Genomic DNA, 19,276 nt, shown 5'->3' with positions numbered 1-19,276 from the left:
AATCCGTCCATCCGAAGATTTGGACGGGGTTATGCATGTGTTTCATGCACTGGCTTTTAACACACTGTTGAGTTCTCAAGAAACGGACGCGTACTGCCTCACCAGAACCCGTTCCCGGATCCCCGCTCAGAGGCGTTCATTTCGTCTTCTTAATCTTAGCAGGCCCGCCGATTTCGTGTCAAATCCGGAGACTTGAACAAACCGGGCCAAACCTGTCTAGGATTGGATGCCCCGCTTCCGAGGCAACCCTCGAAACTTACCGTGTCATCCGGCACTTGTCGAATCAACCGATTATTCGGCGTGCTTCGGGCGCCAGAGGACAACCCATGCCAAAGCGCGTTGAAGCGCCTCAACCGAGGTGGCTTGTCATCTCAAGGGGCTTGTCCTGGGGCCCGTCCGCCTGATCGGCGTCCGGCTCGCTCCCGGGACGAAGTGAAAGATTAGGTCGCGATCCGCGACACGTCAAATCGCCGGACGGGAGCATCGCGGAACGCGGGATGTCGGTGCTCGTCACGCGTGCTGCGCGAGCCGTCGGCGACGAGGGTGGGTCTGCAGCGGGGAGTGGGTGGCGATCGGCTGCGGGAGGGAGTGATCGGCGGGTTCGAAGGGGGGTTGGGGAAGGGCGGCAGGGCGGGAGAGTGAGGCCGGCCCGATGTGGCGGAGGGAGTGGGGTGGGCTGGGGCGGCTCGTGCGGTCTCTGCGGGCGGGGAGCGGGGAGCGGGGAGCGGGAAAGTCTGCAGCACTTGCTGAGCTGAGGTGCGGGGTTGGGTTCTGTGGTTGGGCTCCAGCGCGTGCGCGACGAAGGCAGTGACCGGCGTGTGGAGGCGGTGGTGAAGCCAGGGCGCGGACCAGGTCGCTCGGACGGTTGTCGGGTTCAGAGTGCAGGGCGAGGGTTCGGGGGACGCGTATTCTGCCCCGGTGACCACTGCCGCCACAATTGCCCCCTCGGTCCGACCTGCGACCCGTCTGCGTTCCTCCGCCCCTTGGTGGATGGCTTTGGTCGCGGGGGCGGTGGCGTTCTCGGGGACGGGGGCGGCCACCCTGAACGGTGACGAGCTGGCCACCATCAGCGCGGCTTCCCGGTCACTGGCGGGCTTGTGGGAGTTGGCCAGGAACATCGATGGGCACTTCCTGCCGTACTACCTGTTCATGCACTTCTGGGTTAAGGCCGGCACGGCTGAGCTGTGGTTGCGGCTGCCGTCGGCGGTGGCGATCGGGGTGGCGGCCTGGTTCCTCGCAGACCTCGGAAGGCGGCTGCACAGTGTGCGGGCGGGCGTGATCGGGGCGGCGGTGTTCGCGATCCTGCCGTCCGTTTCCTATTACGGGGCTTTCGCCAGGTCCTACGCGTTCGCGGCAGCCGCGGTGGTGTTCTCGTTCTGGGCGCTGCACCGGGCAGTGGAGCGGCCGAGCGGGCGGCGGTGGGTGGCGTACGGGGTGGCGGTGGCGCTGGTGTGCTGCACGCATCTGTTCGCGGTGCTGGCGCTGCCCGCGCATCTTGCCCTGGCGCGGCGTGGGGTGCTGGTGCGGATGGCGGTGGCGCTGGGGATCGGAGGTCTGCCCGCGGTCGTGCTGGGACTGGTCGGGTTCGGGGAGCGGCACGCGATCAGCTGGATCCCGCAGCGGGGGCCGGAGGTTTGGCTCAAGTTCCCGAAGATGGCGGCGGGCTCGACCGGGGCCGGGGTGCTGCTGTTCGCGGTGGCGCTGGCCGGCGCGGTGGTGCTCTGGAAGTCCACGGTGGGCCATGGTCGGGTGCACGACGATGGGAGCCGGTCGGCAGGGCCTGATCAGGCGTGGGGACATGGTGATGGTTCCGCCGGGCCTGAGCAGGTGTGGGGGCGTGGTGACGGTTCCGCCGGGCCTGAGCAGGTGTGGGGGCGTGGTGACGGTTCCGCCGGGCCTGACCGGGTGCAGGGGGACGGGTCCGCGGGGGCTGAGCGGGTGCGGGGGGAAGGTCACGGCTTCGCGGGGCTTGGTCCGGTGGCCGGGGAAGGGGGTCGGTGGGCTGTCGCGGGGGTGGGGTGGCTGGTGTTGCCGCCGCTGCTGCTGCTCGCGGTCTCGCAGTTGGTGACGCCGGCGTACGTGGACCGGTACCTGTTCGTGACGGCGCCCGCGCTGGCTCTGCTGGCGGGGGTGGCCGTGGCGGGGGTGCCGCGGTTCCCGATGCCGGCGGGGGTGGCTCTTGTGCTGGTCGGGGGTCTGCTCGCGGCTTCCGACCATGTGGCGGTACGCGAGGAGAACGGGCGGTTCGAGAACATCCCGTGGGCGTTGCGGGTGGTCAAGGCGGAGCCGGAGGACGCGATCGTGTACGGGCAGAGCCAGCTCCGGTCCGGGTTCGACTACTACGCGGACGCGGCGATGCCGGACGACGTACTGAAGGCGGGTGACGTGCCGGACGCCGACGGCTTCGGCTACCCCGAAAGGTCGGAGGTCGCGGCGGCGTTGAAGGGGCGCGATCGGGTCTGGGTGGTGTGGCGGGGCACCAAGCAGGCGGGGTTGCAGGGCGACTCCGTGCCGCGGGTGGCGCAGGTGAGGCAGGCGGGGTTCGAGCCCGTGTCGGTCAAGCACTCGGCGGATCTGCCGGGGCTGACGGTGGCCCTGTTCGAACGGAAACCAGAACGGAAACCAGCGCGAACGCCGACGCGGACGTCAGCGCGGAAATAGAGCGGATATAGAACAGGCGAGCCTCCCGTAGGCCCACATCGTTGTCCGGCAGCGGGCCTGGCAGGGGCTCGCCTCGCCATGCGGCAAGTGGGCCTGCAGAAGCTCGCCTCGCCGTACAAAAGAGTGGGCTCCGCGAACCCCCGCCCGGCCATACGGAAGGCGGGCCCCGTAGGGCCCGCCTCGCCGGTCGTGATCAGGCGACCTCGACGCCGCCGATCGACTTCTTGCCGCGGCGCAGGACCATGAAACGGCCCGCCAGCAGGTCGGACGCCTCGGGCACGTACGCCTCGTCAGTGATCTTGACGTTGTTCAGGTAGGCGCCGCCCTCCTTGACCGCGCGCCTGGCCGCCGACTTCGACTCGACCAGCCCGCTGTCGGCCAGCAGGTCGACGAAGGACGCGCCGAGCTCGGCGACGGTGGCCTTGGGGACCTCCGCCAGGGCGGCCTCCAGCGTGGCGGCGGGCAGGTCCTCCAGCGACCCCTGACCGAACAGCGCCTTCGACGCGGCCATCACCGCTTCCAGCTCGGCGCGGCCGTGGAGCAGCTCGGTGAGGTCTTCGGCCAGCGTGCGCTGGGCCTCGCGGGCGAAGGGACGCTCGGCGACCGCCTTCTCCAGCTCTTCGATCTCCTCGCGGCTGCGGAACGTGAACACCTTCAGGTAGTGGATCACGTCGCGGTCGTCGGAGTTGAGGAAGTACTGGTAGAAGGCGTACGGGGAGGTCATCTCGGGGTCGAGCCAGAGCGCGCCGCCCGCCGTCTTGCCGAACTTGGTGCCGTCGGCCTTGGTGATCAGCGGCTGGGTCAGGACGTGCACGTGGCCGCCCTCGATGCGGCGGATCAGGTCGGCGCCCGCCGTGATGTTGCCCCACTGGTCGCTGCCGCCGATCTGCAGGGTGCAGTTGTAGCGGCGGAACAGCTCCAGGTAGTCGTTGGACTGCAGGATCTGGTAGCTGAACTCGGTGTAGCTGAGCCCCTCCCCCGCGAGCCTGGCCGAGACCGACTCCCTGGCGAGCATGCGGTTGACCGGGAAGTGCTTGCCGATGTCGCGCAGGAAGTCGATGGCGCTGAGCTCGCCGGTCCAGTCGAGGTTGCTGACCAGGCGGGCGGGGTTGGACTCGGCGTCGAAGTCGAGGAACTTGCCGACCTGGCCGCGCAGGCGCTCCACCCACTCGGCGACGATCTCGCTGGAGTTGAGCGAGCGCTCGGTGTTGCGGCCGCTCGGGTCGCCGATCAGGCCGGTGGCCCCGCCGACCAGGCCGATCGGGTTGTGCCCGGCGAGCTGCAGGCGGCGCAGCGTGAGCAGCGGCACGAAGTGGCCGATGTGCAGGGACGGCGCTGTGGGGTCGAAACCGGAATAGACCGTGATCGGTGCCTTGGCCATGGACGCGCGCAGGGCGTCGAGGTCGGTGGACTGGGCGATCAATCCTCGCCACGCGAGGTCGTCGATGATGTCGGTCACGGTGATGTGGCTTCCCTGAGTCGGAGTCGGTGCCTTTAGCCTGCCCGATCGGTGTGCCGGCGCGCCACTTGGATACGCTCGGTGTCCATGTGGAGGGTCCGTCGCGAGCTGGCCGTTTTCAAGATCTTAGGGGCTCTGGCGTGCGCCGGGCTCGCCGTCTTCTGGTGGGTGGCCGGGGACGTGCGCGGGGTGATCCTCGCGGTGCCGGCGGCCGTGCTGGTGGGCGGGATGGGGCTGCGCGACGTGCTGGTGCCGGTGCGGCTGTCGGCCGACGCGGACGGGATCACGGTGGTGCACGGGTTCGCCGGGCGGCGGCACGTGCCGTGGGCGGCGGTCGAGGACGTCACGGTGGACGTGCGCAGGCGGTTCGGGCTGCGCAGCGAGATGCTGGAGATCGACACCGGCGACCACCTGCACGTCTTCAGCGCTCACGAGCTGGGCGTCTCCCCCACGGAGGTGGCCGCGGAGCTGCGCCGGCGCGGCACGTGAGCGCGGTACGGCGAGACGGTCGGGTCGCCGTCGATCCAGAACCGCCACGGGGTCTCCTTGGCGGTCGAGACGCCGGTGCGCGGGCCTGACCTGATCGTGCCGGGGTCAGCGGGCCGGCCTTCGAGCACGGCGGCCGACCCGTGGGGCAGGCCGGTGAGCCAGGTCGCGTGCTCCTGCCCCTGGCCGGTGAGCCAGGTCGCGTGCTCCGGCCCGTGAGCGAAACGCCCGGAGTGCCCCGGATTCCCGAGGTTCCCGGTGAGGGGGTCCAGGGCCGCGGGTGCGCCTTCCCAGATCGCGTCGAGGCCGTTGTGCTCGCGCAGCAGGCCCAGCGCGACGGCCAGCCTGGCGGGGCCGCGGGCGAGGTCACGGTCCGGGACCCGCCCGCCCCGGCCGGTCGTGGGGGTGCGGCGGGTGCGGGCCTCGTCCAGGCCGGCGACGATCTCGCCGGCGCGGACCAGCACGGCCGCGCCGTGGCCCTCGGGCAGGCAGACGAGGTTCGCGCAGAAGTGCATGCCGTAGGTGAAGTACACGTACAGGTGGCCGGGCGGGCCGAACATGACGGCGTTGCGGGGGGTCCTGCCGCGGTAGGTGTGGGCCGCCGGGTCCTCGCCGGGGCCGCCGTACGCCTCGACCTCGGTGAGGCGGACGGCGACCGGGCCGTGCACGAGGACGCGTCCGAGCAGGTCGGGCGCGACCTCGTGCGAGGGCCGGTCGAAGAAACTCCGCGGCAGCGGCGCGGCGCTCAGTTGCCCGAGGCCCATGCCGCCTGCGCGTCGACCGCCTCGCGCAGGGCGACGAGCTGGTCGCGGACGCGGTCGGGCGCGGTGCCGCCGTGGGCCTTGCGGGCCGCCAGCGCGCCGGGCACGTTGAGCACGTCGCGGACGTCGGGCGTCAGGTGCGGCGAGACCTTGGCCAGCTCGTCGTCGGTCAGGTCGCCGAGGTCCTTGTCGTTGACCTGGCACCAGACCACCAGGTGGCCGACGGCCTCGTGCGCGTCGCGGAACGGCACGCCGCGCCGCACCAGCAGCTCGGCCAGGTCGGTGGCCAGGGCGAAGCCGTCGGGGGCCGAGGCCTCCATGCGGGCGGTGTTGACGCGCATGGTCGCGACCAGCCCGGCCATCGCGGGCAGGACGAGCAGCAGCGTGTCGACCGAGTCGAACACCGGCTCCTTGTCCTCCTGCAGGTCGCGGTTGTAGGTCAGCGGCAGGCCCTTGAGCGTGGTGAGCATCGACATGAGGTTGCCGATCAGGCGGCCGGACTTGCCGCGGGCCAGCTCGGCGACGTCGGGGTTCTTCTTCTGGGGCATGATCGACGAGCCGGTGGAGTAGGCGTCGTCCATCTCGATCCAGCGGAACTCCTGCGAGGCCCACAGGACGATCTCCTCGCCCAGCCGCGACAGGTGCACGCCGATCATGGCCGCGTCGAACAGGAACTCGGCGGCGAAGTCGCGGTCGGCGACGGCGTCCATGGAGTTGGGCGCGGCGGCGGAGAAGCCGAGTTCCTCGGCCACGGCCTGCGGGTCGAGCGGCAGCGAGGAGCCCGCCAGGGCGCCGGAGCCGAGCGGGGAGACCGCGGCGCGCTTGTCCCAGTCGGTGAGGCGGTCGATGTCGCGGGTGAAGGCGTGGACGTGGGCCAGGAGCTGGTGGCCGAAGGAGACGGGCTGGGCGTGCTGCAGGTGCGTCATGCCCGGCGCGGCGGTCTCGGCGTGCTGCTCGGCCTGGGCCATCAGCGCGGTCTCCAGCTCGACCAGGCGGGAGACGATGCTGCGCACGTGGTCGCGGAGGTAGAGGCGCAGGTCGGTGGCGATCTGGTCGTTGCGGCTGCGGCCCGCGCGCAGCTTGCCGCCGAGCGAGCCGAGCCGCTCCAGCAGGCCGCGCTCCAGCGCGGTGTGCACGTCCTCGTCGGCCACGGTCGGGCGGAACTCGCCCGCCTTGCAGGCGGCCTCCAGGTCGTCGAGCGCGCCGATCATGCGCTCGAGCTCCTCGTCGCTCAGCAGCCCAGCCCTGTGCAGCACGCGGGCGTGCGCCCTGGACGCCGCCAGGTCGTACGGCACCAGCCGCCAGTCGAAGTGCACGCTCACCGACAGCCGGGCCAGCGCGTCGGACGGACCGCTCTCGAAGCGCCCGCCCCACAGCCGCATCGGCTTGCCATCACTCACCGTCATCTCCTCCATTTCCCACGCGACCATAGTGCAACTCAGCCCTTCTTTGCGTCAGGGGCGGCCGCGATCCCGGCGACCGGTTCAGCCACGCCGGTCCGCCACGCGCAGCAGCGCCTCGGCGACGGCCTGCCCGCCCGCCGGATCCCGGCTGATGACGAGGATCGTGTCGTCGCCCGCCACGGTGCCGAGGATCGACTCCCAGTCGGCGTGGTCGATGGCGGAGGCGAGGAACTGGGCGGCGCCCGGCGGGGTGCGGACCATGACCAGGTTGGCCGAGGCCTCGGCGGCCACCAGCAGCTCCTCGGCGATGCGGTGCAGGCGCGCCGCCGGGGTCTCGCCGCCGCCGCCGGTCCTGGTGAGCGGGATGCGGTCGCCGCCCTCGCCGGGCAGCGCGTACACCAGGGAGCCGTCGTCGGCGCGCAGCTTGAGCGCGCCGAGCTCGTCCAGGTCGCGGGAGAGGGTGGCCTGGGTGACCTCGACGCCGCTCTCGGCCAGCAGCTTGGCCAGCTCCGGCTGGGAGCGCACGGCCTTGCGCTGCAGCAGGTCGGTGATCTTCGCCTGCCGCGCGGCCTTGGTCATCGGGATGGTCATCCGCGGGTCACCAGCCAGTGGAGCAGGGCCTTCTGGGCGTGCAGCCGGTTCTCCGCCTGGTCCCACACGACGCTGGCCGGCCCGTCGAGGACGTCGGCGGTGATCTCCTTGCCGCGGTAGGCGGGCAGGCAGTGTAGGACGATCGCCTCGGGCGCGGCGTGCTCCAGCAGCCCGGCGTTCACCTGGTACGGCGCGAACGCCGCCGCCCGCTCCTGCTCGCCGCTCTGCCCCATGGACACCCACGTGTCGGTGGCGATCACGTGCGCCCCCTGGACGGCGGCGGCCGGGTCGGTCATCGCGGCCACCGATCCGCCGGTCCTGGCCGCGACGGCGGCGGCCTGGCCGAGGATCACCGGGTCGGGCTGGTAGCCGGCCGGGGCGGCGATCCGGACGTGCATGCCGGCCGTGGCGCCGCCGAGCAGGTAGGAGTGGGCCATGTTGTTGGCGCCGTCGCCGACGTAGGTCAGCGTCAGCCCGGCCGTGCCGCCCAGCCGCTCGCGGACGGTCTGCAGGTCGGCGAGGATCTGGCAGGGGTGGAAGTCGTCGGTGAGCGCGTTGACGACGGGCACCGCCGAGGCGGCGGCCATCTCCTCGACGAGTCGCTGCCCGGTGGTGCGCCACACGATGGCGGCCACCTGGCGGTCGAGCACGCGGGCGATGTCGGCGGTCGGCTCGCCCCGGCCCATCAGCACCGCGACGTTGTCCACGACGAGCGGCAGGCCGCCGAGCTCGCCGATGCCGGTGTGGAAGGAGACGCGGGTGCGGGCCGAGGGTTTGTCGAACAGGACGGCGACGGTCTTGGGGCCCTCGAACGGCCGGTAGCCGAACCGGTCCTTCTTCATCGCGGCGGCCAGGTCGAGGACCTCCGCCTGCTCCTCCGGCGTCAGGTCGTCATCCCGCAAGAAGTGCCTGGTCACGCCGACGCCTCCTCAAGGATCGCGGGGAACGCCTCGACGAAGGCGGTCACCTCCTCGTGGGTGACCACGAGCGGCGGCGCGAGGCGCACGGCGTCCGGCTGGAGGGCGTTGACCAGGAAGCCCGCCTCGGCGGCGGCCTGCTGCACGCGCGCGGACCGATCCTCCCTCAGGACGGCGGCCAGCCAGAGCCCGCGCCCGCGCACGCCCTTCAGCAGCGGGTGGCGGACCGCCTCCAGGCCGCCGCGCAGCCCGGCGGCGACCGACTTGACGTGGTCGAGGTCGAGGTTGTCCAGCACGGCCAGCGCCGCCGCGCACGAGACCGGGTTGCCGCCGAACGTCGAGCCGTGGTCGCCCTTGTCGAACAGCCGGCCGACCTCGCCGAACCCGACGCACGCGCCGATCGGCAGGCCGCCGCCGAGGCCCTTGGCCAGGGTCAGGATGTCGGGGGTGACGCCGTCGGCCTGGTGGGCGAACCAGTGGCCGGTACGGCCGATCGCCGACTGGATCTCGTCGGCGACCAGCAGCGCGCCGGTGGCGTCGCAGATCTCGCGGGCGGCCTCGAAGTAGCCCTCGGGCGGCGGGACGACGCCTGCCTCGCCCTGCGTCGGCTCCAGGAACACCGCGATGCAGTCGCCGGTCACCGCCTCCTTGAGCGCGTCGGCGTCGCCGTACGGGACGAAGCGCACGTCGATAGGGAACGGGCCGAACTGGTCGCGGATGGCCTTCTTGCCGGTCAGCGACAGGGCGCCGATCGTCCGGCCGTGGAAGCCGTTCTCGGCGGCCACGAAGTAGGAGCGGCCCTCGCGCCGGCCGTACTTGACGGCGAGCTTGTAGGCGGCCTCGTTGGCCTCGGTGCCGGAGTTGGCGAAGAAGATCCGGGCGGGCGCGTCGAGCAGGCCGAGCAGCCGCTCGGCGAGCAGCACCTCGGGCTCGTGCAGGAACAGGTTGCTGGTGTGGGCGAGCGTGGCGACCTGCTTGGAGACGGCCTCGACCAGGGCGGGGTGGGCGTGGCCGAGCGAGCTGACCGCGATGCCGCCGATGAAGTCGAGGTACTCCTTGCCGTCGACGTCCCAGACGCGAGTGCCCTCGCCGCGGGCCAGGGCGATCGGGGGGACGCCGTAGTTGGGCATGAACGCCTGCTCGAACCGCTCGTGGAGGCTCATCAGGGCATCACCATGGTTCCGATTCCTTCGTTGGTGAAGATTTCCAGCAGCATCGAGTGGGGCACGCGGCCGTCGAGGACGTGCGCCTGGGGCACTCCCCCGCGCACGGCGGTCAGGCACGCCTCCATCTTGGGGACCATGCCGCTGGACAGCGTGGGCAGCAGCTTCTCCAGCTCGTCGGCGTCGAGCTGGTCGATCACGTCGGTGTCGTCGGGCCAGTTGGCGTACAGGCCCTCGACGTCGGTGAGCACGATCAGCTTCTGCGCGCCGAGCGCCACGGCCAGCGCGGCGGCCGCGGTGTCCGCGTTCACGTTGTAGATCTCTCCGTCGACGCCGGCGGCGACGCTGGAGACGACCGGGATGCGGCCGTCGTCGATCAGCGCCCGCACCGCGCCGGGATCGACCTTGACGATCTCGCCGACCTGGCCGATGTCCACCGGCTCGCCGTCGACGATCGCGGGCTTGCGCTCGGCGGTGAACAGGCAGGCGTCCTCGCCGGACATGCCGACGGCGAACGGGCCGTGCCGGTTGACCAGGCCGACGATGTCGCGGCCCACCTGCCCGACCAGGACCATCCGGACGACCTGCATGGCCTCGGGCGTGGTGACGCGCAGGCCGGCGGTGAAGGTGGACTCGATGCCGTGTCTGTCGAGGGCGCTGCTGATCTGCGGGCCGCCGCCGTGGACGACGACCGGGCGCAGGCCGGCGTGGTGCAGGAACACGACGTCCTCGGCGAAGCCCTCCTTGAGGGGCTCGTCGGTCATGGCGTTGCCGCCGTACTTGATGACGACGGTCGCGCCGTGGAAGCGGGTCAGCCAGGGCAGCGCCTCGATCAGCGCCTCGGCCTTGGTGGCCGCGGTGACGGCCCTCACGAGGAGTACGCCGAGTTCTCGTGGACGTACTCGGCGGTCAGGTCCGTGGTGTGGATCGTGGCGCTGTGGCGGCCGGCCGACAGGTCGATGGTGATCGTCACGTCCCGGGGGCGCATGTCCACCTTGGAGCGGTCGTCGCCGACGGAGCCGTCGCGGCAGATCCAGATGCCGTTGATGGCGACGTTGACGCGGTCGGGCTCGAAGGCGGCCTTCGTCGTGCCGACGGCGGCCAGGACGCGGCCCCAGTTGGGGTCCTCGCCGTGGATGGCGCACTTGAGCAGGTTGGACCGGGCGACGGTGCGGCCCACCTCGACGGCGTCGTCCTCGGAGGCGGCGCCGACGACCTCGACGGCGATCGCCTTGGAGGCGCCCTCGGCGTCCACGAGCAGCTGCCTGGCCAGGTCGGCGCAGACCTCCTGCACCTTCTGCCCGAACTCGGCCAGGTCGGGCCTGACCCCGGCGGCGCCGCTGGCCAGCAGCAGCACGGTGTCGTTGGTGGACATGCAGCCGTCGGAGTCGAGCCGGTCGAAGGTCGTCGCCGTGGCGGCGCGCAGCGCCGTGTCGAGCTCCTCGCTGGTCAGGTCGGCGTCGGTGGTGATCACGCAGAGCATGGTGGCCAGGGCGGGGGCGAGCATGCCGGCGCCCTTGGCCATGCCGCCGACCATGTAGCCGTCGGCCCGCTTGAAGGAGATCTTGGAGACGGTGTCGGTGGTGCGGATGGCGTCGGCGGCGGCCAGGCCGCCGTCGCGGGAGAGCTGGCCCGCGGCGGTCTGGACGCCGGTCAGCAGGGCCTCCATCGGCAGCCGCTCGCCGATCAGGCCGGTGGAGCAGACCGCGATCTCGCCGGCGCTGTCGCCGATGACCTCGGCGACCTTCTCGGCGGTGGCGTGGGTGTCCTGGAAGCCCTCGGGGCCGGTGCAGGCGTTGGCGCCGCCGGAGTTGAGCACCACCGCGCGCAGCCGCCCGCCCGCCAGGACCTGCTGCGACCAGAGCACGGGAGCGGCCTTGACGCGGTTGGCGGTGAAGACGCCCGCGGCGGCGCGGCTGGGCCCGTCGTTGACGACGAGGGCCAGGTCGCGGGCGTCGCCGGACTTGATGCCGGCGGCGATGCCCGCGGCCCGGAAGCCCAATGGGGCGGTGACACTCATGGAGCAACTCCTGTCAGGGGAAGGCCGAGCTCTTCCGGCAGGCCGAGGGCGAGGTTGACGCTCTGGACCGCGCCTCCGGCCGTGCCCTTGGTGAGGTTGTCGATGGCGATGACGGCGACCACGCGGCCGGCGCGCTCGTCGAGCGTCACCTGGAGGGCGGCGGTGTTGGCGCCGTACGTCATGGAGGTGGCCGGCCAGACGCCCTCGGGCAGGAGCCGGACGAACGGCTCGGCCTTGAGCGCGACCTCGTAGGCGGTGCGCAGCGACTCGCGGGTGAGGCCGGGGGCGGCGGGGGCGGTGCAGGTGGCCAGGATGCCGCGGCTCATGGGGGCCAGGGTGGGGGTGAAGGAGACGCGTACGGGGGCGCCGGCGACGGCGGACAGCCCCTGCTCCATCTCGGGGGTGTGGCGGTGGACGCCGCCCACGCCGTACGCGCTGACCGAGCCGATGACCTCGCTGCCCAGCAGGTGGGCCTTGGCCGCCTTGCCCGCGCCGCTGGTGCCGCTGGCGGCCACCACGACGACGTCGGGGCCGGCCAGGCCCGCGGCGAAGGCGGGCCACAGGGCCAGCAGCACCGAGGTCGGGTAGCAGCCGGGGACGGCGACGCGCCGGGCCGTGCGCAGCACCTCGCGCTGGCCGGGCAGCTCGGGCAGGCCGTAGGGCCAGGTGCCGGCGTGGTCGCCGCCGTAGAACTCCTGCCAGGCCGCGGGGTCGGCGAGCCGGTGGTCGGCGCCGCAGTCGACCACGATCGTGTCCTCGCCGAGCTCGGCGGCGACGGCGGCCGAGTGGCCGTGCGGCAGCGCGAGGAAGACCACGTCGTGCCCGGCGAGCACGTCCGGCGTGGTCTCCTGCAGGACGCGGTCGGCGAGCTGCGGCAGGTGGGGCTGGTGGGCGCCGAGCAGGCTGCCGGCGTTGGAGGCCGCGGTGAGCGCGCCGATCTCGAACTCGGGATGGCCGAGCAGGAGGCGGAGCAGCTCACCTCCGGCGTAGCCGCTGGCTCCCGCGATCGCTGCTCTCATTCCGCCCCTCCTGCATAACTATGCACCCTGTCTCATGACCTTGCTTGTGAAGATGATGCACTCAAGAGGATGATTATGCAAGCCGGGACGGCCCGCGCCGGTGACAGGTCCATGTCCCAGTCCTTTCCAGGCCAATCCCAAGTGGCGGGCGGGATGCTGCCGGGCATGAGCGACTTCCTGCCCGATCTCACCTTCGTCACCCCGTCGCGCGGGCGCGGTCCCGGGCCGTTCGGCCGCGCCGTCATCGTGCTGCTGTGGGTGGGGATGTGCGTGCTGCCGGCGGTGCTGTCGGTCCAGGACTTCCGGCTGGCCACCGGGCGGACCGGCACGCCGGGGACGCTGACCGTGCTCTCCTGCGCCGACCTGGGCCAGGGGCGTTACGACTGCAAGGGGCGGTTCACGCCCGACTCCGGCGGCCCGTCCGTCCCGGTGGACGCCTCCCCCGACTCCACGGCGGGCGACGTGACGCGGGCGCAGCTCACGCCCGAGGGCGACCGGGCGGCGCCGGCCGGGACCAGGGGCGTGCTGGCCGCGGCGGCCCTGCCCGCGGTGGGGCTGGGCGGGATCGGGTTCCTGCCCTACGTGCTGCTCTACTGGGCCGGGGCGGGACGGCGGGCCAGGCGGGCGGCCGTGGCGGCGGGCGGCGTGGTCACCGCCGCCGGGGCGTTGCTGATGGTGGTGGGGGTGGTGGCGGCCTACTCGTGAGGCCGCCACCCGGGCTCACCTGAGGAAGGCGGCGGCGACGCCCGCGTCCACCGGGACGTGCAGGCCCGTGGTGTGGGTCAGGTCGGAGCCGGTGAGCGCGTAGACCGCGGCGGCCACGTGCTCGGGCAGGACCTCGCGCTTGAGCAGGGTGCGCCGGGCGTAGAACTCGCCCAGGCGCTCCTCCTCCACGCCGTACACCGCCGCGCGGTTGGCGCCCCAGCCGGAGGCGAAGATGCCCGAGCCGCGCACCACGCCGTCGGGGTTGACGCCGTTGACGCGGACGCCGTGCTCGCCCAGCTCGGCGGCCAGCAGGCGGACCTGGTGGGCCTGGTCGGCCTTGGCCGCGCCGTAGGCGACGTTGTTCGGCCCGGCGAAGACGGCGTTCTTGGAGGAGATGTAGACGATGTCGCCGCCCATCGCCTGATCGATCAGCACCCGGGCGCATTCGCGGGAGACCAGGAACGAGCCCCGCGCCATCACGTCGTGCTGCAGGTCCCAGTCGTCCAGGCTGGTCTCCAGCAGGGAGCGCGACAACGACAGGCCGGCGTTGTTCACCACCAGGTCCACGCCGCCGAAGGCGAGCACGGCGGCCCGTACGGCGGCCACGACCTGCTCCTCGGAGGTGACGTCCACCTCCACGGCCACCGCGACGTCGGACGCCCGGTAGGCCCCGGCCCCGATCTCGGCGGCGACCTTCCCGGCGGCGGCCTGGTCGCGGTCGGCCAGCACCACGCACGCGCCCTCGGCGGCCAGCCGCCGCGCGGTGGCCGCGCCGATGCCCGAGCCCGCGCCGGTGACCAGCGCCACCCGCCCGGCCAGCGGCTTCGGCCTCGGCATCCGGCGCAGCTTGGCCTCCTCCAGCTCCCAGTACTCGATCCGGAACTTCTCCGACTCCGGGATGGGCGCGTAGGCGGAGACGGACTCGGCGCCGCGCATGACGTTGATCGCGTTGACGTAGAACTCGCCGGCCACGCGGGCGGTCTGCTTGTCCTTGCCGAAGGAGAACATGCCGACGCCGGGCACCAGCACGATCGCCGGGTCCGCGCCGCGCATCGGCGGCGAGTCCGGGGTGGCGTGGCGCTCGTAGTAGGCGGTGTAGTCGGCGCGGTAGGCGGCGTGCAGCTCGCGCAGCCGGGCGACCGCCTGGTCCAGGGGTGCGTCCGGCGGCAGGTCCAGGACCAGCGGGGCGACCTTGGTGCGCAGGAAGTGGTCGGGGCAGGACGTGCCGAGCGCGGCCAGGCGCGGGTGCTCGGCGCGGGAGAGGAAGTCCAGCACCTCCGGGGTGCCGGTGTAGTGGCCGACCTGCCGCGCGTCGCAGGAGGCCAGCCCGCGCACGACCGGGAACAGTGCGGCGGCCCGCGCGTGCCGTTCGTCCTCGGGCAGCGGCTCGTGCAGCACCGGCCCGAACGGGTCGGGACGGCCGTTCGCGGCCAGGTACGCCTCGGCCGTGCGGATGATCTCCAGGGAGCGGGCCTCGCACTCCTGCGAGGTGGCGCCCCAGGCGGTGATGCCGTGGCCGCCGAGCACGCAGCCGATGGCCTGCGGGTTGGCCTCCTTGACGGCGGCGATGTCCAGGCCGAGCTGGAAGCCGGGCCGCCGCCACGGCACCCACACCACGCGGTCGCCGAAGACGCGCCGGGTCAGCTCCTCGCCGTCGCGGGCGGTGGCCAGGGCGATCCCGGCGTCGGGGTGCAGGTGGTCCACGTGGGCGGCCTCGACCAGGCCGTGCATGGCGGTGTCGATCGAGGGGGCGGCGCCGCCCCTGCCGTGCAGGCAGTAGTCGAAGGCGGCGACCATCTCGTCCTCGCGCTCGACGCCGGGATAGACGGCGGCCAGCGCGCGCAGGCGGTCCAGGCGCAGGACGGCCAGGCCCGCCTCCTTGAGCGTGCCGAGGTCGCCGCCGGAGCCCTTGACCCAGAGCAGGTCGACGTCCTGGCCGGTGACCGGGTCGGCGGCGCGGCCCTTGGCGGAGGTGTTGCCGCCGGCGAAGTTGGTGTTGCGCGGGTCGGCGCCCAGGCGGTGGGAGCGGTCCAGGAGCTCGTTGATGACGTCCATGATGGTCAGGCCCCCCAGCCGGCCTGCGTGCCGCCGACGCGCTCGGCAGCGATTTTCTCGAAATATCCGGACTTGGCGTATGCGGCCATCGGGTCGGGCGCGAGGCCCGTCTCCTCGCGCAGTTCGGCGAGCAGCGGCCGCACGTCGGTGTTGTAGGCGTCCATGAGCACGGCGTTCGCGCCCAGCACGTCTCCCCCGGCCTGGGCGGCGGCCAGCGCGTCCCGGTCCACGAGCAGCGCCTTGGCCGTGGCCTCCTGGACGTTCATGACCGAGCGGATCTGACCGGGGATCTTGGGCTCGATGTTGTGGCACTGGTCGAGCATGAACGCCACGCCCGCCGTCAGCCCGCCGCCGCGCACGACCTCGTACATGATGCGGAAGAGCTGGAACGGGTCGGCCGCGCCCACCATGAGGTCGTCGTCGGCGTAGAAGCGGGAGTTGAAGTCGAAGCCGCCGAGCTTCCCCTCGCGCAGCAGGAACGCCACGATGAACTCGATGTTGACGCCCGGCGCGTGGTGGCCGGTGTCCACGACGACCTGCGCCTTGGGGCCGAGCCTGAGGCAGTGGGCGTAGGCGGTGCCCCAGTCGGGCACGTCGGTGGTGTAGAAGGCGGGCTCGAACAGCTTGTACTCCAGCAGGAAGCGCTGTCCCTCGCCGAGCCGGGCGTACACCGCGGACAGGGCCTCGGCCAGGCGGTCCTGGCGGGCGCGGATGTCGTCCTGGCCGGGGTAGTTGGTGCCGTCGGAGAACCAGAGCTTGAGGGTGTCCGAGCCGGTGGCGTCCATGATGTCCACGCACTCCAGCAGGTGCGCCAGCGCCTTGCGGCGGACCGCCGGGTCGGGGTTGGTGACGCTGCCGAGCATGTAGGCGTCGTCCTGGAAGACGTTGGAGTTGATCGCGCCGATGCCGACGCCGAGCTCGCGGGCGTGGGCGGCCAGGTGACCGTAGTCGGCCACCTTGTCCCAGGGGATGTGCAGGGCGACCGTGGGCGCGACGCCGGTGTGGGCGTGCACCTGGGCGGCGTCGGCCAGTTTCTCGTACGGGTCGCGCGGCACGCCCCGCTGCGCGAACACCTTGAACCGGGTGCCGCTGTTGCCGTACGCCCACGACGGCGTCTCGATGTGCAGCGCGCGCAGGGCGGCCTTGATGTCAGTGGTCATGACTTCCCGATCAGTCCAGGTGGAACACTTCGTCCAGCGGCCGCATGCCCTCGTCGGGCCGGCCGTCGAGGTCTTCGAAGAAGGGCGCCATCTCGGCCTGCCAGCGGGCGTTGACCTCGGTGGCCTCCATCGCCTTCCTGGCGGCCTCGAAGTCGGCGGTCTCCAGGTAGCCGACCAGCAGGCCGTCGTCGCGCAGGAAGAGCGAGTAGTTGTGCCAGCCGGCGCGGCGCAGCGCGTCGAGCATGTCCGGCCAGACGTCCCGGTGGCGTTCGCGGTACTCCGCCAGCCGCTCGGGACGGACCTTGAGCAGGAAGCAGACGCGTCGCACGGTCACCCCTCTTCAAAACGTTTTAATCTGTCGCGGAGGAAACTACGAGCACACGGGGGCGCTGTCAATGCGTCGCCCGGTCAGATCGGCGACACTGGCCAACTTCCCGTTGGTACGTTTTAATGTGACGCCATGGCCATGGTCAGCATCAAGGACGTCGCCGCCCGCGCCGGCGTCTCCCCCGGGACGGTCTCCAACGTCCTGAACAGACCGGCGAAGGTCGCCCAGGCGACCCGCGAACGGGTGGAGGCCGCGATCCGGGAGCTCGGCTTCGTCCGGCACGGCTCGGCCTCGACCCTGCGCGCCGGCCACAGCAGGACGATCGGCCTGAGCGTCATCGACATCGGCAACCCGTTCTTCACCGAGGTCGCCGCCGGGGTCGAGGACGTCGCCAGCGAGCTGGGCTACGCGGTGATCCTCGGCAACTCGGCCGGCTCCCCGGACAAGGAGGAGCGCAACCTCGGCGTGCTGGCCGAGCAGCGGGTGCGCGGCGTGCTGATCACCCCGTCCGGCGAGGACCCGGCCCGGCTGGACCGGCTGCGCGAGCGCGGCATCAGCGTCGTGCTCGTCGACCATCCGGCCCACCGGCCCGACCAGTGCGCGGTCGCGGTGGACGACGTCGCGGGCGGCCGGGCCGCGGTGCGGCATCTGCTGGCCAGGGGCGGGAACGGCGTGGCGTACGTGACCGGGCCGCTGACCATCCGGCAGTGCGCCGAGCGGCGGCGGGGCGCGGCGGAGGCGCTGACCGCGGCCGGGCTCGACCCCGCCTCGCTGCGGCTGGTCGGGGCGGCCGCGATGACCGCCCGCGCGGGTGAGCAGGCCGCCGCCGACCTGATGGCGGACGGCCTGCCCGAGGCCGTGTTCTGCGCCAACGACCTGCTCGCGCTGGGCGTGCTGCGGGCCCTGCTGCGCGCCGGGGTGCGGGTGCCCGACGACGTGGCGCTGATGGGCTACGACGACATCGAGTTCGCCGCCGCCTCGGCCGTGTCGCTCAGCTCGATGCGGCAGCCGACGTACCAGCTCGGCCGCATCGCCACCGAGCTGCTGCTGGACGAGTGCGACAACCCGGCCGAGCACGCCCACCAGCACATCATGTTCCAGCCCGAACTGGTCGCGAGGGAGTCCACCCAATGAGCCGATTCGCCGCCGTTGACCTGGGCGCCTCCAGCGGCCGGGTGCTGGTCGCCGACCTGTCGGACGGGCTCGCCACGTCCGTGGTCCACCGCTTCCCCAACGGCCCGGTCCGCCTGGCCGGCCGCCTCCACTGGGACGTCCTCGGCCTCTACCGCGAGATCCTGGCCGGTCTGCGCGCGGCCGGGCCGGTCGCCTCGATCGGGGTCGACTCCTGGGCCGTCGACTACGGCCTGCTGGACGAGACCGGCGCGCTGCTCGGCAACCCGGTCCACTACCGCGACAACCGCACGCGGGGGGCGGCCGAGCGGGTGGCCGAGCTGATCGGGGCCGAGGCGCTGTACGCGGTGTCCGGGCTGCAGGTGCTCCCGTTCAACACGATCTACCAGCTCCTGGCCGACCGGCTGGACGGGGCCGCGACGATGTTGCTCGTCCCCGACCTCATCGGCTACTGGCTGACCGGCGAGATCGGCGCCGAGGTGACCAACGCCTCGACCACCGGCCTGCTCGACGTGCGCACCCGGTCCTGGGCGGTGCCGCTGATCGACCGGCTGGGCCTGCCGGAGGGGATCTTCCCCCGGTTGCGGCAGCCGGGCGAGCCGATCGGCGGGGTGCGCCGCGACGTCGCGGCCGAGATCGGCTTCTCGGCGCCGGTGCGGGCGGTGGCCTCGCACGACACCGCCTCGGCCGTGGCCGCCGTGCCGGCCGCCGGGCCCGCGTTCGCCTACGTCTCGTGCGGCACCTGGTCGCTGGCCGGTGTGGAGCTGCCTGCCCCCGTACTCACCGAGGCGGGCCGGGCGGCCAACTTCACCAACGAGGCCGGGATCGACGGCACGGTCCGCTACCTGCGCAACGTCATGGGGCTGTGGCTGTTGCAGGAGTGCCTGCGGGCCTGGCCCGGCTCCTCGCTGGAGGACCTGCTGGCGGCGGCGGCGCGCGAGCGTCCGTTCGCCGCCGTGGTGGACCCCGACCTGCCGGTGTTCCTGCCGCCGGGCGACATGCCCGCGCGGATCGCCGCCGAGTGCCGCCGTACCGGGCAGCGGCCCCCCTCGACGCCGGCGGGCATCGTCCGCTGCGTGCTGGAGAGCCTGGCGCTCGGGCACCGCAACGCGATCCGGCAGGCGATGGAGCTGTCCGGCCGCGAGGTGGAGGTCGTGCACCTGGTGGGCGGCGGGTCGCGCAACGAGCTGCTGTGCCGGTTCACCGCCGACGCCTGCGGGCTGCCGGTCGTGGCCGGGCCGGCCGAGGCGACCGCGCTCGGCAACGTCCTGGTGCAGGCGCGCACGGCCGGGCTGGTCGCCGACCTGGCCGGGATGCGCGCGCTGGTGGCCGCCACGCAGGAGTTGCGCCGGTACGAGCCCTCCGGCGACGCCGCCGCCTGGGCGGAGGCCGCCGCCCGCCTGGCCTGACGCCAACT

At 72.6% G+C, this 19,276-nt stretch carries 17 protein-coding genes; 5 read left to right on the top strand and 12 right to left on the bottom strand.

What is annotated here, in order from left to right; translation table 11 throughout:
* The first annotated feature begins 990 nt into the window (after positions 1-990).
* On the top strand, positions 991-2,661 hold the full coding sequence (locus ABT158_RS46240; protein WP_352364976.1) for a glycosyltransferase family 39 protein: 1,671 nt from the start codon (positions 991-993) through the stop codon (positions 2,659-2,661).
* 193 nt (positions 2,662-2,854) lie between these two features.
* Here ABT158_RS46240 and tyrS read toward each other — a convergent pair whose 3' ends face one another.
* Positions 2,855-4,120, bottom strand: coding sequence for a tyrosine--tRNA ligase (tyrS, locus tag ABT158_RS46235; RefSeq protein WP_352330051.1), 1,266 nt, complete (start codon positions 4,118-4,120; stop codon positions 2,855-2,857).
* Positions 4,121-4,207: 87 nt separating this feature from the next.
* Here tyrS and ABT158_RS46230 point away from each other — a divergent pair, with 87 nt between their 5' ends.
* Entirely contained in the window at positions 4,208-4,609 is a 402-nt protein-coding gene (locus tag ABT158_RS46230; protein WP_352364974.1) for a PH domain-containing protein, read from the top strand.
* Here ABT158_RS46230 and ABT158_RS46225 read toward each other — a convergent pair.
* The 8 genes from ABT158_RS46225 to argC form a co-directional block, all read right to left on the bottom strand.
* Positions 4,549-5,370, bottom strand: coding sequence for a DNA-3-methyladenine glycosylase (locus ABT158_RS46225; RefSeq protein ID WP_352364972.1), 822 nt, complete (start codon positions 5,368-5,370; stop codon positions 4,549-4,551). The genes ABT158_RS46230 and ABT158_RS46225 overlap by 61 nt on opposite strands.
* Positions 5,352-6,773, bottom strand: a complete 1,422-nt coding sequence (gene argH, locus ABT158_RS46220; RefSeq protein WP_352330308.1) for an argininosuccinate lyase — start codon at positions 6,771-6,773, stop codon at positions 5,352-5,354. The genes ABT158_RS46225 and argH overlap by 19 nt, the downstream gene beginning before the upstream one ends.
* Positions 6,774-6,851: 78 nt before the next feature.
* Positions 6,852-7,361 carry an arginine repressor gene (locus ABT158_RS46215; protein WP_352330310.1) on the bottom strand — a complete coding sequence of 170 codons (510 nt, stop codon included), beginning with the start codon at positions 7,359-7,361 and terminating at the stop codon, positions 6,852-6,854.
* Positions 7,358-8,278, bottom strand: a complete 921-nt coding sequence (gene argF / locus ABT158_RS46210; protein WP_352364970.1) for an ornithine carbamoyltransferase — start codon at positions 8,276-8,278, stop codon at positions 7,358-7,360. The genes ABT158_RS46215 and argF overlap by 4 nt, the downstream gene beginning before the upstream one ends.
* Positions 8,275-9,441, bottom strand: a complete 1,167-nt coding sequence (locus tag ABT158_RS46205) for an acetylornithine transaminase (RefSeq protein ID WP_352364968.1) — start codon at positions 9,439-9,441, stop codon at positions 8,275-8,277. The genes argF and ABT158_RS46205 overlap by 4 nt, the downstream gene beginning before the upstream one ends.
* The gene (gene argB / locus ABT158_RS46200) at positions 9,441-10,313 is read right to left on the bottom strand and encodes an acetylglutamate kinase (protein ID WP_352364966.1); all 873 of its coding nucleotides are present in this window, start codon (positions 10,311-10,313) and stop codon (positions 9,441-9,443) included. Before argB ends, ABT158_RS46205 begins: the two co-directional genes overlap by 1 nt.
* Positions 10,310-11,461 carry a bifunctional glutamate N-acetyltransferase/amino-acid acetyltransferase ArgJ gene (argJ, locus tag ABT158_RS46195; protein ID WP_352364964.1) on the bottom strand — a complete coding sequence of 384 codons (1,152 nt, stop codon included), beginning with the start codon at positions 11,459-11,461 and terminating at the stop codon, positions 10,310-10,312. The genes argB and argJ overlap by 4 nt, the downstream gene beginning before the upstream one ends.
* Complete coding sequence (argC, locus tag ABT158_RS46190; protein ID WP_352364962.1) at positions 11,458-12,480, bottom strand: N-acetyl-gamma-glutamyl-phosphate reductase; 1,023 nt, start codon at positions 12,478-12,480, stop codon at positions 11,458-11,460. The genes argJ and argC overlap by 4 nt, the downstream gene beginning before the upstream one ends.
* A gap of 165 nt (positions 12,481-12,645) precedes the next feature.
* Here argC and ABT158_RS46185 point away from each other — a divergent pair, with 165 nt between their 5' ends.
* Positions 12,646-13,185 (top strand): hypothetical protein, encoded by a 540-nt coding sequence (locus ABT158_RS46185; protein WP_352364960.1) that lies wholly within the window; start codon positions 12,646-12,648, stop codon positions 13,183-13,185.
* A gap of 15 nt (positions 13,186-13,200) precedes the next feature.
* Here ABT158_RS46185 and ABT158_RS46180 read toward each other — a convergent pair whose 3' ends face one another.
* Genes ABT158_RS46180 through ABT158_RS46170 form a run of 3 tightly spaced genes read right to left on the bottom strand, consistent with a single transcriptional unit; the run spans position 13,201 to position 16,728 of the window.
* Positions 13,201-15,240 (bottom strand): bifunctional aldolase/short-chain dehydrogenase, encoded by a 2,040-nt coding sequence (locus tag ABT158_RS46180; protein WP_352364958.1) that lies wholly within the window; start codon positions 15,238-15,240, stop codon positions 13,201-13,203.
* A 5-nt stretch (positions 15,241-15,245) separates the two neighbouring features.
* Positions 15,246-16,400 (bottom strand): L-rhamnose isomerase, encoded by a 1,155-nt coding sequence (gene rhaI, locus ABT158_RS46175; protein WP_352364956.1) that lies wholly within the window; start codon positions 16,398-16,400, stop codon positions 15,246-15,248.
* A 10-nt stretch (positions 16,401-16,410) separates the two neighbouring features.
* On the bottom strand, positions 16,411-16,728 hold the full coding sequence (locus ABT158_RS46170) for an L-rhamnose mutarotase (protein ID WP_352364954.1): 318 nt from the start codon (positions 16,726-16,728) through the stop codon (positions 16,411-16,413).
* A gap of 132 nt (positions 16,729-16,860) precedes the next feature.
* Between ABT158_RS46170 and ABT158_RS46165 the strand changes: the two genes are divergently transcribed.
* A complete protein-coding gene (locus tag ABT158_RS46165) occupies positions 16,861-17,862 on the top strand; it encodes a LacI family DNA-binding transcriptional regulator (protein WP_352364952.1) in 1,002 nt (333 codons plus the stop codon).
* A complete protein-coding gene (locus ABT158_RS46160) occupies positions 17,859-19,268 on the top strand; it encodes a rhamnulokinase (protein ID WP_352364950.1) in 1,410 nt (469 codons plus the stop codon). Before ABT158_RS46165 ends, ABT158_RS46160 begins: the two co-directional genes overlap by 4 nt.
* Positions 19,269-19,276: the final 8 nt, after the last annotated feature.

Origin of the sequence: Nonomuraea sp. NPDC001636, from assembly GCF_040298265.1 — a bacterium.
Classification (GTDB): Bacteria; Actinomycetota; Actinomycetes; order Streptosporangiales; family Streptosporangiaceae; genus Nonomuraea.
The sequence above is the reverse complement of the archived record's forward strand: the minus strand, read 5'-3'. Positions and strand labels throughout refer to the sequence as shown.